The following is a 12,723-nucleotide window of genomic DNA, read 5'->3' as shown; positions in this document are numbered from 1 at the left end:
CCAACAGCCTACGGCACGCGGGGCCGGGCTCCTGCCGACCAGATGCTTACCGAGAGCCTCCGGTAATCCCCAAGTGGGGGATTACCAGGAGCTCTTGGTCACGCCCGGCAGCTCGCCACGGTGAGCCATCTCACGAAGGCACACGCGGCACAGGCCGAACTTGCGGTACACGGAGTGGGGACGCCCGCAGCGCTGGCAGCGGGTGTAGCCACGCACACCGAACTTGGGCTTGCGAGCAGCCTTCGCGATAAGGGCCTTCTTCGCCATCTCGCTTACGCCTCCTTGAACGGGAAGCCGAGGTGACGGAGAAGGGCGCGGCCCTCGTCGTCGTTGGTCGCCGTGGTCACCACGGTGATGTCCATACCCCGGACGCGGTCGATCTTGTCCTGGTCGATCTCGTGGAACATGACCTGCTCCGTGAGACCGAAGGTGTAGTTGCCACGGCCGTCGAACTGCTTGGGGGACAGGCCGCGGAAGTCGCGGATGCGCGGGAGCGCGAGCGACAGGGTGCGGTCCAGGAACTCCCACATGCGGTCGCCACGGAGCGTGACGTGGGCACCGATCGGCTGGCCCTCACGCAGCTTGAACTGCGCGATGGACTTGCGGGCCTTGGTGACGGCCGGCTTCTGACCGGTGATCGTGGTGAGGTCGCGGATGGCGCCCTCGATCAGCTTGGAGTCGCGGGCGGCGTCGCCCACACCCATGTTGACCACGATCTTGACGAGGCCGGGGACCTGCATGACGTTCTCGTACGAGAACTCGTCACGCAGCTTGCCCGCGATCTCCTCGCGGTACTTCGTCTTGAGACGCGGAGTGGTGGTGGTAGCCATCAGATGTCCTCACCCGTCCGCTTGGCAACGCGGATCTTGTTGCCCTCGTCGTCGAAGCGGTAGCCGACCCGGGTCACGACCTTGTTGCCGTCCTTCTCGACGACGAGCTGGACGTTGCTCACGTGGATCGGGGCCTCGGTGGTGACGATGCCGCCGGCCTGCGAGGCGCGGCCCGGCTGGTTGGCCTTGGTGTGCTTCTTGACCCGGTTGACACCCTCGACCAGGACGCGGTCCTCGCGGGGGAAGGCCGCGATGACCTTGCCCTGCTTGCCCTTGTCCTTACCGGTGATGACCTGGACCAGGTCGCCCTTCTTGATCTTCATGCTTACAGCACCTCCGGCGCGAGCGAGATGATCTTCATGAACTTCTTCTCGCGCAGCTCACGGCCCACCGGGCCGAAGATACGGGTGCCGCGAGGGTCGCCGTCGTTCTTCAGAATGACGGCGGCGTTCTCGTCGAAGCGGATGTACGAGCCGTCCTGGCGGCGGCGCTCCTTGACGGTGCGAACGATGACCGCCTTGACGACGTCACCCTTCTTCACGTTGCCACCGGGGATCGCGTCCTTGACGGTGGCGACGATGACGTCACCGATGCCCGCGTAGCGGCGACCCGAGCCACCGAGAACACGGATGCAAAGGATCTCCTTGGCACCAGTGTTGTCGGCGACCCGCAGTCGCGACTCCTGCTGGATCACGTCTATCTCCTGATCGTCTGCCGGTTCCCGGGGGCCGTCGGTGTACGACGGACCCCGAGCCTGGCGGAACTGTGCCGGGACGTGTGCGCCCCGGCGGGGGTGATGCGGTGCCCTCCCCTCACGAGGAGGGCGCCCGCAAAATTACTTGGCCTTCTCGAGGATCTCGACGACGCGCCACCGCTTGGTGGCGGACAGCGGCCGGGTCTCCATGAGGAGGACACGGTCGCCGACGCCGGCGGCGTTCTGCTCGTCGTGCGCCTTGAGCTTGTTGGTACGGCGGATGACCTTGCCGTACAGCGCGTGCTTGACGCGGTCCTCGACGGCGACGACGACGGTCTTGTCCATCTTGTCGCTGACGACCAGACCCTCACGGGTCTTGCGGAAACCGCGGGCCTCGGTCTTCTCGGGGTTCTCAGTCACGTTGCTCTCGCTCATCAGGCGCTCTCCACCGTCTCGATGCCGAGCTCGCGCTCACGCATCAGGGTGTAGATCCGGGCGATGTCCTTACGGACGGACTTGAGCCGACCGTGGTTCTCAAGCTGGCCGGTCGCCGCCTGGAAGCGGAGGTTGAACAGCTCTTCCTTGGCCTCGCGGAGCTTGTTGACGAGCTCCTCGTTGCCCAGCTCGCGCAGCTCCGACGCCTTGGTACCGGTCGACATCACAGCTCACCTGCCTCGCGCTTGACGATCTTGCACTTCATCGGCAGCTTGTGAGCCGCACGGGTCAGAGCCTCGCGCGCGATCTTCTCGTTCGGGTAGGACAGCTCGAACATGACGCGTCCGGGCTTGACGTTCGCGATCCACCACTCCGGGGAACCCTTACCGGAACCCATGCGGGTCTCGGCCGGCTTCTTGGTGAGGGGACGGTCCGGGTAGATGTTGATCCAGACCTTGCCGCCACGCTTGATGTGGCGGGTCATCGCGATACGCGCCGCCTCGATCTGGCGGTTGGTCACGTACGCCGGAGTGAGGGCCTGGATGCCGTACTCGCCGAACGCAACCTGCGTACCACCCTTGGCCATGCCATCGCGCTTGGGGTGGTGCTGCTTGCGGTGCTTGACCCTACGGGGGATCAGCATGACGGTCAGGCCTCCGTTCCAGTGCTCTCAGCAGCCGGAGCAGCGGCGGTCGCCTCGGCCTTGGGGGCCTCGGCACCGGTGTTCTGCTGCGGCTTGCGGCCACGGCCGCCACGCTCGCCACCGCGGCCACCACGGGCCGGGCGGTCGGCGCCACCACGGGCCGGGCGGTTGCCGGCGCGGGCGGCGGCGTTCTCGGCGCGGACCTCGGCGATGTTCTTGACGTCGCCCTTGTAGATCCACACCTTGACGCCGATGCGACCGAAGGTGGTCTTGGCCTCGAAGAAGCCGTACTCGACGTTCGCGCGCAGGGTGTGCAGCGGCACACGGCCCTCGCGGTAGAACTCCGAGCGGGACATCTCGGCGCCGCCGAGGCGGCCACCGCACTGGATCTTGATGCCCTTGGCGCCCGCCTTCATCGCCGACTGCATGCTCTTGCGCATGGCACGGCGGAAGGAGACGCGGGAGGAGAGCTGCTCGGCGACGGCCTGGGCCACCAGCTGAGCGTCCACCTCGGGGTTCTTGACCTCAAGGATGTTCAGCTGGACCTGCTTGCCGGTCAGCTTCTCCAGGTCGCCGCGGATGCGGTCGGCCTCGGCGCCGCGGCGGCCGATCACGATGCCCGGACGGGCGGTGTGGATGTCGACGCGGACGCGGTCGCGGGTGCGCTCGATCTCCACCTTGGAGATGCCGGCGCGCTCCATGCCGGACGTCATCATCCGGCGGATGGCGACGTCTTCCTTGACGTAGTCCTTGTACAGCTTGTCGGCGTACCACCGCGACTTGAAGTCGGTGGTGATGCCGAGCCGGAACCCATGCGGGTTAACCTTCTGGCCCATTACCGGGTTCCTTCCTTGCTGCTGACGACCACGGTGATGTGGCTGGTCCGCTTACGGATCCGGTAGGCGCGGCCCTGGGCGCGCGGGCGGAACCGCTTCAGGGTCGGGCCCTCGTCCACGTACGCCTCGCTGATGAACAGCGAGCCGGCGTCCGAGTGGTCGTAGTTGTGCGCGGCGTTGGCGATGGCGCTGTCCAGCACCTTGCCGACCGGCACGCTCGCGGCCTGCGGGGCGAAACGCAGGACCGCCTGAGCCTCCGTGGCGTCCATGCCACGGATGAGGTCCACCACGCGGCGGGCCTTCATGGGCGTGACGCGGATGTACCGCGCCTGGGCCCTGGCTTCCATGGTTGTCCCTTCAGTGTCTGACACGTTCGTCATGGTCTGTCACCCCGCGTTAGCGGCGCTTCGACTTCCGGTCGTCCTTGACGTGACCCCGGAAGGTGCGCGTCGGCGAGAACTCGCCGAGCTTGTGGCCGACCATCGACTCGGTGACGAACACCGGGATGTGGGTCTTGCCGTTGTGCACCGCGATCGTGTGGCCGAGCATGGCCGGAATGATCATCGAGCGACGGGACCAGGTCTTGATGACGTTCTTGGTGCCGGCTTCGTTCTGTACGTCCACCTTCTTGATCAGGTGGTCGTCGACGAAGGGCCCCTTCTTGAGACTGCGCGGCATCTAAACCCGCTCCTAGCGCTTCTTGTTCGTCTTGCGGCGGCGGACGATGTACTTGTTCGAAGCCTTCTTCGGCGAACGAGTACGACCCTCCTTCTGACCCCACGGGGAGACCGGGTGGCGACCACCGGAGGTCTTGCCCTCACCACCACCGTGCGGGTGGTCGACCGGGTTCATCGCCACACCGCGAACGGTCGGGCGAACGCCCAGCCAGCGCTTGCGGCCGGCCTTGCCCCAGTTGATGTTCGACTGCTCGGCGTTGCCGACCTCACCGATGGTGGCGCGGCAGCGCGCGTCCACCATGCGGATCTCGCCGGACGGCATACGGAGGGTCGCCATGGCGCCCTCACGGGCCAGCAGCTGCACCGAGGCACCGGCGGAGCGGGCGAACTTGGCGCCGCCACCGGGGCGGAGCTCGATCGCGTGCACCGTGGTACCGACCGGGATGTTGCGCAGGGCCAGGTTGTTGCCGGGCTTGATGTCGGCGCCGGGGCCGTTCTCGACCCGGTCGCCCTGGCTCAGGCCACGCGGGGCGAGGATGTAGCGCTTCTCGCCGTCCACGTAGTGCAGGAGCGCGATGCGCGCGGTGCGGTTCGGGTCGTACTCGATGTGCGCGACCTTCGCCGGCACGCCGTCCTTGTCATGGCGACGGAAGTCGATGACACGGTAGGCGCGCTTGTGGCCACCGCCCTGGTGGCGGACGGTCACACGACCGGTGTTGTTACGGCCGCCCTTGCTGTGCAGGGGGCGGACCAGCGACTTCTCCGGCGTGGACCGCGTGATCTCGACAAAGTCGGCGACGCTGGAGCCACGACGGCCCGGGGTCGTCGGCTTGTACTTGCGGATACCCATTTCTCAGTCCTCGTCCGATATTCGGACCAGGGCGCTCCGTTAGGAGGCCTGGCCGAAGATGTCGATACGGCTGCCCTCAGCAAGGGTCACGATGGCGCGCTTGGTGTTGGCGCGCTTACCGAAACCGGTGCGGGTGCGCTTGCGCTTGCCCTGGCGGTTGATCGTGTTCACGCCGACGACCTTGACCGAGAAGATGGCCTCGACGGCCTGCCTGATCTGGGTCTTGTTGGCGCGGGGGTCCACGACGAACGTGTACTTGTTCTCGTCCAGCAGGGCGTAGCTCTTCTCGGAGACGACCGGCTTGACGAGAATGTCACGCGGGTCCGAGAAGGTCTTGCTGGTGACGACGGCCTCGCTCATCAGGCGTCGCTCCCTTCGGTCTCAGCGGTCTGGGGGCCAGACACGAAGGACTCGAAGGCGGCCTTGGTGAAGACCACGTCGTCGGAGACGATCACGTCGTACGTGTTCAGCTGGCCCGGCTCCAGGATGTGCACCTGGGGCAGGTTGCGGGCGGACAGCCACGCGGCCTCGTCGGAGCGCTCGACGACCAGGAGCAGGTTCTTGCGCTCCGAGATCTTGCCGAACAGCGTCTTGGCGGCCTTGGTGGACACGTCCCCGTCGACCACGCCGGTGACGACGTGGATACGGGAGTGGCGCGCGCGGTCCGAGAGGGCACCGCGCAGGGCGGCGGCCTTCATCTTCTTCGGGGTGCGCTGCGAGTAGTCACGCGGCACGGGGCCGTGGACGACGCCACCGCCGGCGAACTGCGGGGCGCGGGTCGAGCCCTGACGGGCGCGGCCGGTGCCCTTCTGGCGGTAGGGCTTCTTGCCACCGCCGCGGACTTCGCCACGGGTCTTGGTCTTGTGCGTGCCCTGGCGGGCAGCGGCCAGCTGTGCGACGACGACCTGGTGGATCAGCGGAACGCTGGTCTTGGCGTCGAAGATCTCCGCGGGGAGATCGACGGTCCCGGCCTTGTCGCCCGCCGGCGAAAGGATGTCAATGGTGCTCATCGGTTACCTCAGGCCCCCTTGGCCGCGGTACGGACCAGGACGAGGCCGCCGTTCGGACCGGGAACCGCGCCCTTGATGAGCAGCAGACCCTTCTCCGCGTCAACGGCGTGGACGGTCAGGTTCTGGGTGGTGACCCGCTCGTTGCCCATGCGGCCCGCCATGCGGAGGCCCTTGAACACGCGGCCCGGGGTGGCGCAGCCACCGATGGAACCGGGCGAGCGGTGCTTGCGCTGGGTGCCGTGTCCGGCGCCCAGGCCACGGAAGTTGTGGCGCTTCATGACACCGGCGAAGCCCTTGCCCTTGCTCTTGCCGGTGACGTCGACCTTCACGCCCGCCTCGAAGACCTCGGCGGTGACTTCCTGGCCGAGGGTGTACTCGGAGGCGTCGGCGGTGCGGATCTCCACCAGGTGGCGGCGCGGGGTGACGTCGGCCTTGGCGAAGTGGCCCTTGAGGGGCTTGTTCACCTTGCGCGGGTCGATCTCGCCGAAGGCGATCTGGACCGACTCGTAGCCGTCGGAGTCGTTGCTGCGGACCTGGGTGACGACGCAGGGCCCGGCCTTGACGACGGTCACCGGGACGACCCGGTTGTTCTCGTCCCAGACCTGGGTCATGCCGAGCTTCTCGCCCAGGACGCCCTTAATGTTCTTGGTCATCTCGCGCGTCACCTCAGAGCTTGATCTCGATGTCGACGCCGGCCGGCAGGTCGAGACGCATGAGCGAGTCGACCGTCTTCGGCGTGGGGTCGAGGATGTCGATGAGGCGCTTGTGCGTGCGCATCTCGAAGTGCTCGCGCGAGTCCTTGTACTTGTGCGGCGACTTGATGACGCAGTACACGTTCTTCTCAGTGGGCAGCGGCACCGGGCCCGCGACCGACGCACCGGTACGGGTCACCGTCTCGACGATCTTCTTCGCCGAGGAGTCGATGACCTCGTGGTCGTAGGCCTTGAGCCGGATGCGGATCTTCTGTCCCGCCATGGCTACTCAGTAGTCCTGTCTCTCGTAACGCTCTGGAACCTGGTGGGCCGCGGCCTTGCGGCCACTCGCCCCCCTCCGACCCACGCGGTCGGGCGTGTCGCACTCCCTCTACGAAGATCTCCCGAAGGATTTCCCAACCAAGGGGGTACGGCCTGCACGGACCGCGGTGCTCAATCAAGAGCTGTCGGGGGTGGAACACCCACCGGGTGCCTGGTAGGCGCCCCGCTGACACTTCCCGGAAGATTCCCGTACGTCCGCCCCTGGCGTCTTGCGAAGCCGTATATGGGACGACGAGTACTGTGGGACTCGCTTCCGGTCCTCCCGGCGGGAGGCGCGCAGCATCGGCACTCAACCGAGCAACCCGGACAGTCTGCCACACCGGGCGCCGCCGATGCCAATCGAGCCCAGAAGATTACCCCGGGGCCTTTGGCTGTCAAACCACGGCACGCGGCGTCCGCGGTGCGGTGGCCCCCGGGGCGCGCGCCCTCGCGGCGCACGGGGATGCCGCCTCCGGCCCCCCTCACCTCCGCTCTCCCCCATTTTCGGATCACCGGGTTTACGTCAGCCGGGCCAGGTCATCCGAAGAGCAGACGAAGCACTGCCAACGAGGAGGAGGGCGACAAAATGGCCGCCGACGAGAAGGCTAAGGCGAAGACCGAGCAGGCCACCGGCAAGGTGAAGCAGGCCGCCGGCAGCGCCCTGGGCAACGAGCGCCTTGAGGCCAAGGGCCACGCCGACGAGGCCAAGGGCCACGCCCGCGAGGCCAAGGAAGACATCAAGGACGAGCTCAAGGGCAAGGGCAAGGACGAGCGCCCGTAAGGCTCGCGCCTCGGCGAGTAGGTACGCCGGTCCGCGCGTACGACGGGAGGGCGGCCCCTGATGACCAGGGGCCGCCCTCCCGTTTGCGCACACGTCTCCCGGACCGGCTCCGGCCGCCTTCCGCTCAGCGCTTGGCGGCGGGCTTCACCGCCGCGGGCTTCTTCACCGCCACCGGCTTCTTCTTCGCGGCCTCGTCCTTGGCGCGCGCCTGGTCCTGGCCGATGTCCAGGAAGTGGCGCAGCTCCTCCGGCGTGCCCTTCAGCGCCTTGGCCGCGGCGGCCTTGACCGCGGGACCGCCCGCCGCGGCGATCCGGGTGACGCGGTCCCGGTCGTCGGTGAGGCGCGCCGCGTACTGACCGCTCTCCAGGAAGGCCTGGACGGCCTGCGGCGTGCCGGCCTTCAGGGCCGTCTTCGCCGCCTCCTTCACCGCGGGACCGCCCGTGGAGAAGATTCGGGAGGTCCGCACCGAGTCGTCCGCGAAGCGCGCCCGGTGCTGCTCGGTCTCCAGGAAGGCGACGATGTCCTCCGGTTTGCCGTCCATCGCCTTCGCGGCGGCTTCCTTCACCCCGGGGCCCCCGAGGCTCATGATTTTTATCACCCGCACCCGGTCGTCGTGGAGCCGCTCCTTGTACTGGCCCACCTCCAGGAAGTCGCGCATCTCCTCGGGCGTACCGTCCACCGCCTTCTGCGCCGCCTTGCGTAGTCCAGGGCCGATGTACGGGTTGGCCAGGATCCGGAGGATCGCGACCCGGTCATCATCGGCCTGCGGGCTGCCCGTCGCCGAGGCGGCCGGCGCCGAGGCCTTCGGCGCCCCACCATCCGTGGCGAGCGCCGGGACAGCGAACAGCAGGGCGGGGGTGATCGCCACCGCAGCGGCGATGGCCGTGAATCGGGCCGGCTTCATACGCATCTCTCCAAACCGCGGAGGCGTCTCTGCACACCGTCCGCGAAATCCACGAAAATCCGATAAACGGCTTTGATCTTGTGCGAAGCCTGGCGGCAGGTCAACTGGATTGAGGAGCCCGAACGCGGCCCGCACGGCCCGGAGCAGCCCTCCCCGGTCCAATCTCCCCTCCCCCGTGCACGAAGATGGCCGGGAAGGTGCACGAAGGTGGCCTGAAGGCGGCCACGAATCCAGACGGACCCTGGGGGACGAGAACATGCGCAAGAAAGTGACCGCGACCGCGATCCTGCTGGCGGCGGCCCTGCTCACCGGCTGCGGCAGCGGCGGCGACGGCGGTGACACCGGTGCCAAGGACAAGGGCGGTGCCTCGAAGCCCTCGGCCGCCGACAGCCCCTCCACCAACGAGGGAACGAAGACCGAGGACGCCTCGCACGAGGTGACCCTGGAAGTTACCGGCAAGGGCAAGGGCAAGAGCATGATCATGTGGAGCATGGCCCAGGACCTGAAGACCGAGACGGTCACTCTCCCCTGGAAGCGCACGGCCACGCTCACGCCCCAGGGCGCGGAGAAGCAGGTCGGACTTCAGGTCATGGTCACCCCCGGCACCGTCGAGGGTGAGAACGGCATGCTGACGGCGGGCGGCTGCACCATCACGGTGGACGGCAAGCAGGTCGCGGACAACGACGACGGCAAGACGCCGAAGCCCTGCACGTACAAGATCAAGTAGCCGATGCCACCCGGTCGGCGCGCCGGAGCCCAGGTCAGGGCCCCACCGTGCGCCGACCCACGGCCACGGACCAGCGGAACCCGCTGGGCGCCCGGACGCCCACGGTGCCGCCCCGCTCGGTCCCGTCCCCCGACATCAGCAGGCCGGACGCCTTCCGCGCCACGGCTCCACCGGCAGCGCGGCAGCGCGCTCCGGCGGAGGGAGCGCCTTCGCACGGAACAAGTCCAGAGCTTCCACGAAAGCGAGGGATCAGATGGACCCGACCGTGGCGCTCGCCCTGATCCGCATGGCCGCGGCGGACCGGACCCTGCCGTTCTGGGGCCAGCTCTCGGACGCCGAACTGGTCCAGCTCGGCCTGGACACCCTGCTGGCAGGCATCGACACGTCCTCCCTGCCCCTGCTGGCAGGGGGGGCTGGCACGCGGCGAGTACGGCGAGGCCCGAGAGCTGTTCGACCGGGTGGTGGCGGAACTGGACCTGCTGCCCCAGACCCCCGAGGAGCTGGCCGAGGCCCGCTGGATGGCGGCCCGCTGGTGGGCCCGCCGAATCGTCGCCCACGAACTCGACCCGCTCGAAGGAGCCCGGCTGATCTGTTGGGAGGCCGCCGCCGAGCTCGGCTACCCGGCCGAGCTGAGGTCCCTCGTCGCCCTGGTGGAGGCCGCAGACCGACCGGACGACGACCACCCCCCGCCCGAGCCGAACCAGGACGTCATCATCCGCGCGGCACGAGCGCTACTCGCTCCCGAGCTGCGCGAGCCGCTCGGATAGGCGCACACCGCCCTTGCGGTCGGAGCCGACCGCTCATGGCGGCCCGACCAGTCGGACGACCGTCACGGTGAGAACGCCCGATGAGACGACGTAGCGGAGGATGACGCCGGACACCGTGGCCTCCCGCCGGTCCTTGTCGCTCCCCACCCGGCACGATGCGTGCCCGTAGGGATCCGCCCCGATGGACCGCGCGACCCGCGTCCTGAACAGCGTCGGATCGGACAGCTTGTTCAGGGCCTCCTCGGCCGCGGGGGCATAGGCGACGCGGTACTTCATGCGCCGGCCTCCGAGGTCCGGGTCGCCGATCGCTCCGCTTGGAGCAGGACGTCCACCCGGTCCAGCTCGTCGCCCGGAATCACCTCCAGCGCCCACTTGCGGACGACCGCCCCCACCGTGCCCGGCCCAGCCCCGGAGACCTCCGCCTCGAAGGCGGCCCTGCGCTCGGCGTCCAACGCGGCCCGCACATCCCGCACCGTCAGCGGGACATCGAACTCCTCCCCGCCGTAAGTGACCCGGACGGGCCCGCTGACCTCGTACACGCGCGCTTCGCCGTCCAACTCGGCGAACGCGGCCTTCTGCGCGTTGATCCTCTCGACGAGTGCTTCCTCGTCCGGGTCATGGGAAAGGTCGGTCACTGCCCCTCCTCGTTCGTCTGCCGCATATGCCAACGAGCGCGGGCCGTCACCGTCACCGGCATACCGACGCCCCGCGTCCGACCTGGTGAGGCCGGACGCGGGGCGCGGAACGCGTACGTCGTCGGTCAGCGCTCGACGGCGTACGCGACGAACGCCGCCCACGCGGTGGGCGCGACCCCGAGCTGGGGGCCAGGAACGTTCTTGGAGTCACGGACGTGCACGGCGGCGGGAGCTACGGCAACCTCGACACAGTCGTTGGGGTTGCTGTTGTCACTGAAGCTGCTCTTGAACCAGACCAGTTCGTCGGCCGACTCGACGGACGCCTTGCGGATCATGTCTCTCCCAGCATTTGCTCGATGAAGGCCAGCGACTCCCGTGGGGTGAGAGCCTGTGCTCGGATGATGCCATAGCGCAGTTCCAGGATCCGGAGCTGCCGAGGATGCGATACCGGGCGTCCTCCGTTCTCGTCGTCCGCGCGGCCCACTGACGAGCCGTCCCCGAACTTCAGGACCTGGATCCGGCCGTCCGTACCGGGATGGTCCCACCGGTCCACAGGCATCACCTGGATGTCGACGTTGGGCAACTTTCCGATCTCAAGCAGCCGTTCCAGCTGCCGATGCCAGATCTCCCGTCCCCCCACCGGGCGACGCAGTGTCATCTCCTCCAGCACGAAGCTCAGCTCCGGCGCAGGGGTGCGTTCGAAGATGACCTGCCGCCCGATGCGTCCTGACACCGCACGCTCCAACTGGTCAGGAGACAGGGTCGGCCGTCGCGTCCTGAGTACCGCCCGGGCGTACTGCTCCGTTTGCAACAACCCGTGCAGGTTGTGGCTCCCGTACGACAGCAGCTCCACCGCCCTGGCCTCCAACTTGGCCAGTTGCCGCACCTTCTTCGGGTACCGCACCTCCGCCACATCCGGCTTCAGCGCCGCGATCGCACCGTTGGCACGGAGGGCCTTGTCCGCCCTGTCCAAGTGCTCCGCGCGCGGGATCCGGGTTCCCGCCTCCAGCTTGTAGACGTAGTCCTCGCTGTACCGCATCGCCCGGCCGAACTCCAGCGCGCTCAATCCGGCCCGCTTGCGGTGCCACCGCATCATCTTGCCGACGGTGGCCACCACGGCCGCGCCCGCCTCGTCCTCCGGATCGACCTCCCACCCTGGCTCGTCCACCTCCTCGCCCATGGAGTCCGCCTGCTCCGGCTGCTGCTCGGGCTGCTCGGGCTGCTCCGACTCGTTGCCCTGGTCCGCTTCCTCGCTCATGCGCTCCGCCTCCTGTCGTCACGCCATCTGTCTGCGAAACGCCCTTCCCGGGTCGGCGCGACGACAGACAAGACATCACTGGACAAGCTCCGGACAGTCACCGTACGCACGCCCTGAGTCACTGGCGTCCGGATGTGAACCCCCGCCAGGATCTGTGACATGAACCACATCACCGCACAACAGCCCATGTCAGAGCCTTACTTCTGCTTGCAGCTCTCCAGCACACCGCGTGGAGCGCGGCTGGCACGGCTGCTGGCCGGGGAGCGGCTGGAGGCCTGGGACCTGCCGTACGGGGTCGCCGAGGCCGCCGGCCAGATCGTCGCCGAGCTGGCGGCGAACGCGGTGACCCACGGGCGGGTGCCAGGGCGGGACTTCCGGCTGGAGTTGGCCGTACGGGACGAGGTGCTGCGCGTCGAGGTGTCGGACGCGCGAGCGGAGAGCCGCCCGCCCGTTCGACCGCAATCCGGGCCGCCGTTGAGCGAGTCGGGGCGCGGGCTGGTGATCGTGGAGGCGCTGGCGGATCGCTGGGGTGTCGCGGACGGACCGGCTCCCCGAAAGTCGGTCTGGGCTGAGCTGTGGCTTTCCGTACCGGAGCGTGGGAATTCGGGTTCCGGTGGATCGGGCGGTCTTTCCAAGGACCACGAGAGGTGAAAGAACCCCACC

24 protein-coding genes are annotated in these 12,723 nt (G+C 68.2%); 4 read left to right on the top strand and 20 right to left on the bottom strand.

The window, feature by feature from the left end:
* Positions 1–81: 81 nt before the first annotated feature.
* The 15 genes from ABZ945_RS02250 to rpsJ all read right to left on the bottom strand — a co-directional run bounded on the left by ABZ945_RS02250 (position 82) and on the right by rpsJ (position 6,950).
* Positions 82–267 carry a type Z 30S ribosomal protein S14 gene (locus ABZ945_RS02250; protein ID WP_003948630.1) on the bottom strand — a complete coding sequence of 62 codons (186 nt, stop codon included), beginning with the start codon at positions 265–267 and terminating at the stop codon, positions 82–84.
* 5 nt (positions 268–272) lie between these two features.
* Entirely contained in the window at positions 273–830 is a 558-nt protein-coding gene (rplE, locus tag ABZ945_RS02245) for a 50S ribosomal protein L5 (protein WP_361262449.1), read from the bottom strand.
* On the bottom strand, positions 830–1,153 hold the full coding sequence (gene rplX / locus ABZ945_RS02240; RefSeq protein WP_105868304.1) for a 50S ribosomal protein L24: 324 nt from the start codon (positions 1,151–1,153) through the stop codon (positions 830–832). The genes rplE and rplX overlap by 1 nt, the downstream gene beginning before the upstream one ends.
* 2 nt (positions 1,154–1,155) lie before the next feature.
* Positions 1,156–1,524 (bottom strand): 50S ribosomal protein L14, encoded by a 369-nt coding sequence (rplN, locus tag ABZ945_RS02235; RefSeq protein WP_003956455.1) that lies wholly within the window; start codon positions 1,522–1,524, stop codon positions 1,156–1,158.
* 141 nt (positions 1,525–1,665) lie between these two features.
* Positions 1,666–1,959, bottom strand: a complete 294-nt coding sequence (rpsQ, locus tag ABZ945_RS02230) for a 30S ribosomal protein S17 (protein ID WP_105868303.1) — start codon at positions 1,957–1,959, stop codon at positions 1,666–1,668.
* On the bottom strand, positions 1,959–2,183 hold the full coding sequence (gene rpmC, locus ABZ945_RS02225) for a 50S ribosomal protein L29 (protein ID WP_105868302.1): 225 nt from the start codon (positions 2,181–2,183) through the stop codon (positions 1,959–1,961). Before rpmC ends, rpsQ begins: the two co-directional genes overlap by 1 nt.
* Positions 2,183–2,602 carry a 50S ribosomal protein L16 gene (gene rplP, locus ABZ945_RS02220; RefSeq protein WP_248632506.1) on the bottom strand — a complete coding sequence of 140 codons (420 nt, stop codon included), beginning with the start codon at positions 2,600–2,602 and terminating at the stop codon, positions 2,183–2,185. The genes rpmC and rplP overlap by 1 nt, the downstream gene beginning before the upstream one ends.
* 5 nt (positions 2,603–2,607) lie before the next feature.
* Positions 2,608–3,438 (bottom strand): 30S ribosomal protein S3, encoded by an 831-nt coding sequence (gene rpsC, locus ABZ945_RS02215; RefSeq protein ID WP_361262443.1) that lies wholly within the window; start codon positions 3,436–3,438, stop codon positions 2,608–2,610.
* Positions 3,438–3,785 carry a 50S ribosomal protein L22 gene (gene rplV, locus ABZ945_RS02210; RefSeq protein WP_248632508.1) on the bottom strand — a complete coding sequence of 116 codons (348 nt, stop codon included), beginning with the start codon at positions 3,783–3,785 and terminating at the stop codon, positions 3,438–3,440. The genes rpsC and rplV overlap by 1 nt, the downstream gene beginning before the upstream one ends.
* Before the next feature lie 49 nt (positions 3,786–3,834).
* Positions 3,835–4,116: a 30S ribosomal protein S19 gene (rpsS, locus tag ABZ945_RS02205; RefSeq protein WP_005481224.1), complete on the bottom strand. Its 282-nt coding sequence runs from the start codon at positions 4,114–4,116 to the stop codon at positions 3,835–3,837.
* Between the two features lie 12 nt (positions 4,117–4,128).
* Positions 4,129–4,965, bottom strand: coding sequence for a 50S ribosomal protein L2 (gene rplB / locus ABZ945_RS02200; protein WP_105868299.1), 837 nt, complete (start codon positions 4,963–4,965; stop codon positions 4,129–4,131).
* A gap of 39 nt (positions 4,966–5,004) precedes the next feature.
* Entirely contained in the window at positions 5,005–5,325 is a 321-nt protein-coding gene (gene rplW, locus ABZ945_RS02195) for a 50S ribosomal protein L23 (RefSeq protein WP_361262438.1), read from the bottom strand.
* Entirely contained in the window at positions 5,325–5,975 is a 651-nt protein-coding gene (gene rplD, locus ABZ945_RS02190) for a 50S ribosomal protein L4 (protein WP_248632510.1), read from the bottom strand. The genes rplW and rplD overlap by 1 nt, the downstream gene beginning before the upstream one ends.
* A gap of 8 nt (positions 5,976–5,983) precedes the next feature.
* Positions 5,984–6,628 carry a 50S ribosomal protein L3 gene (rplC, locus tag ABZ945_RS02185; protein ID WP_248632511.1) on the bottom strand — a complete coding sequence of 215 codons (645 nt, stop codon included), beginning with the start codon at positions 6,626–6,628 and terminating at the stop codon, positions 5,984–5,986.
* Positions 6,629–6,641: 13 nt separating this feature from the next.
* Positions 6,642–6,950, bottom strand: a complete 309-nt coding sequence (gene rpsJ, locus ABZ945_RS02180) for a 30S ribosomal protein S10 (RefSeq protein ID WP_003948644.1) — start codon at positions 6,948–6,950, stop codon at positions 6,642–6,644.
* 624 nt (positions 6,951–7,574) lie between these two features.
* On the opposite strand from rpsJ, the gene ABZ945_RS02175 reads away from it, so the two are divergent.
* Entirely contained in the window at positions 7,575–7,769 is a 195-nt protein-coding gene (locus tag ABZ945_RS02175; RefSeq protein ID WP_361262435.1) for a CsbD family protein, read from the top strand.
* A gap of 124 nt (positions 7,770–7,893) precedes the next feature.
* On the opposite strand, the gene ABZ945_RS02170 is transcribed toward ABZ945_RS02175, so the two are convergent.
* Positions 7,894–8,673 carry an ALF repeat-containing protein gene (locus ABZ945_RS02170; RefSeq protein ID WP_361262432.1) on the bottom strand — a complete coding sequence of 260 codons (780 nt, stop codon included), beginning with the start codon at positions 8,671–8,673 and terminating at the stop codon, positions 7,894–7,896.
* 256 nt (positions 8,674–8,929) lie between these two features.
* On the opposite strand from ABZ945_RS02170, the gene ABZ945_RS02165 reads away from it, so the two are divergent.
* Together ABZ945_RS02165 and ABZ945_RS02160 are read left to right on the top strand one after the other, a co-directional pair.
* A complete protein-coding gene (locus tag ABZ945_RS02165; protein WP_361262429.1) occupies positions 8,930–9,400 on the top strand; it encodes a hypothetical protein in 471 nt (156 codons plus the stop codon).
* Positions 9,401–9,861: 461 nt separating this feature from the next.
* Entirely contained in the window at positions 9,862–10,167 is a 306-nt protein-coding gene (locus ABZ945_RS02160; protein WP_361262426.1) for a hypothetical protein, read from the top strand.
* A gap of 33 nt (positions 10,168–10,200) precedes the next feature.
* Here ABZ945_RS02160 and ABZ945_RS02155 read toward each other — a convergent pair whose 3' ends face one another.
* The 4 genes from ABZ945_RS02155 to ABZ945_RS02140 form a co-directional block, all read right to left on the bottom strand.
* Positions 10,201–10,443 carry a hypothetical protein gene (locus ABZ945_RS02155; RefSeq protein ID WP_361262423.1) on the bottom strand — a complete coding sequence of 81 codons (243 nt, stop codon included), beginning with the start codon at positions 10,441–10,443 and terminating at the stop codon, positions 10,201–10,203.
* Entirely contained in the window at positions 10,440–10,802 is a 363-nt protein-coding gene (locus ABZ945_RS02150) for a hypothetical protein (RefSeq protein WP_361262421.1), read from the bottom strand. The genes ABZ945_RS02155 and ABZ945_RS02150 overlap by 4 nt, the downstream gene beginning before the upstream one ends.
* A gap of 125 nt (positions 10,803–10,927) precedes the next feature.
* The gene (locus tag ABZ945_RS02145; RefSeq protein ID WP_361262418.1) at positions 10,928–11,137 is read right to left on the bottom strand and encodes a DUF397 domain-containing protein; all 210 of its coding nucleotides are present in this window, start codon (positions 11,135–11,137) and stop codon (positions 10,928–10,930) included.
* Positions 11,134–11,982, bottom strand: coding sequence for a helix-turn-helix transcriptional regulator (locus ABZ945_RS02140; protein ID WP_361262924.1), 849 nt, complete (start codon positions 11,980–11,982; stop codon positions 11,134–11,136). The genes ABZ945_RS02145 and ABZ945_RS02140 overlap by 4 nt, the downstream gene beginning before the upstream one ends.
* Positions 11,983–12,219: 237 nt before the next feature.
* On the opposite strand from ABZ945_RS02140, the gene ABZ945_RS02135 reads away from it, so the two are divergent.
* Complete coding sequence (locus ABZ945_RS02135) at positions 12,220–12,711, top strand: ATP-binding protein (RefSeq protein WP_361262415.1); 492 nt, start codon at positions 12,220–12,222, stop codon at positions 12,709–12,711.
* Positions 12,712–12,723: the final 12 nt, after the last annotated feature.

Origin of the sequence: Streptomyces sp. NPDC046887, assembly GCF_040644755.1 — a bacterium.
Taxonomy (GTDB): domain Bacteria; phylum Actinomycetota; class Actinomycetes; order Streptomycetales; family Streptomycetaceae; genus Streptomyces; species Streptomyces lichenis.
Note: the sequence above shows the minus strand (reverse complement) of the source record. Positions and strands in the feature narration are given on the sequence as shown.

Bases quoted from the DNA above. Each gene is read 5' to 3' on its own strand.
- ABZ945_RS02250 (WP_003948630.1), bottom strand. From the start codon at position 267: ATGGCGAAGAAGGCCCTTATCGCGAAGGCTGCTCGCAAGCCCAAGTTC.
- rplE (WP_361262449.1), bottom strand. From the start codon at position 830: ATGGCTACCACCACCACTCCGCGTCTCAAGACGAAGTACCGCGAGGAG.
- rplX (WP_105868304.1), bottom strand. From the start codon at position 1,153: ATGAAGATCAAGAAGGGCGACCTGGTCCAGGTCATCACCGGTAAGGAC.
- rpsQ (WP_105868303.1), bottom strand. From the start codon at position 1,959: ATGAGCGAGAGCAACGTGACTGAGAACCCCGAGAAGACCGAGGCCCGC.
- rpmC (WP_105868302.1), bottom strand. From the start codon at position 2,183: ATGTCGACCGGTACCAAGGCGTCGGAGCTGCGCGAGCTGGGCAACGAG.
- rplP (WP_248632506.1), bottom strand. From the start codon at position 2,602: ATGCTGATCCCCCGTAGGGTCAAGCACCGCAAGCAGCACCACCCCAAG.
- rpsC (WP_361262443.1), bottom strand. From the start codon at position 3,438: ATGGGCCAGAAGGTTAACCCGCATGGGTTCCGGCTCGGCATCACCACC.
- rplV (WP_248632508.1), bottom strand. From the start codon at position 3,785: ATGGAAGCCAGGGCCCAGGCGCGGTACATCCGCGTCACGCCCATGAAG.
- rpsS (WP_005481224.1), bottom strand. From the start codon at position 4,116: ATGCCGCGCAGTCTCAAGAAGGGGCCCTTCGTCGACGACCACCTGATC.
- rplB (WP_105868299.1), bottom strand. From the start codon at position 4,965: ATGGGTATCCGCAAGTACAAGCCGACGACCCCGGGCCGTCGTGGCTCC.
- rplW (WP_361262438.1), bottom strand. From the start codon at position 5,325: ATGAGCGAGGCCGTCGTCACCAGCAAGACCTTCTCGGACCCGCGTGAC.
- rplD (WP_248632510.1), bottom strand. From the start codon at position 5,975: ATGAGCACCATTGACATCCTTTCGCCGGCGGGCGACAAGGCCGGGACC.
- rplC (WP_248632511.1), bottom strand. From the start codon at position 6,628: ATGACCAAGAACATTAAGGGCGTCCTGGGCGAGAAGCTCGGCATGACC.
- rpsJ (WP_003948644.1), bottom strand. From the start codon at position 6,950: ATGGCGGGACAGAAGATCCGCATCCGGCTCAAGGCCTACGACCACGAG.
- ABZ945_RS02175 (WP_361262435.1), top strand. From the start codon at position 7,575: ATGGCCGCCGACGAGAAGGCTAAGGCGAAGACCGAGCAGGCCACCGGC.
- ABZ945_RS02170 (WP_361262432.1), bottom strand. From the start codon at position 8,673: ATGAAGCCGGCCCGATTCACGGCCATCGCCGCTGCGGTGGCGATCACC.
- ABZ945_RS02165 (WP_361262429.1), top strand. From the start codon at position 8,930: ATGCGCAAGAAAGTGACCGCGACCGCGATCCTGCTGGCGGCGGCCCTG.
- ABZ945_RS02155 (WP_361262423.1), bottom strand. From the start codon at position 10,443: ATGAAGTACCGCGTCGCCTATGCCCCCGCGGCCGAGGAGGCCCTGAAC.
- ABZ945_RS02145 (WP_361262418.1), bottom strand. From the start codon at position 11,137: ATGATCCGCAAGGCGTCCGTCGAGTCGGCCGACGAACTGGTCTGGTTC.
- ABZ945_RS02140 (WP_361262924.1), bottom strand. From the start codon at position 11,982: ATGGGCGAGGAGGTGGACGAGCCAGGGTGGGAGGTCGATCCGGAGGAC.
- ABZ945_RS02135 (WP_361262415.1), top strand. From the start codon at position 12,220: ATGAACCACATCACCGCACAACAGCCCATGTCAGAGCCTTACTTCTGC.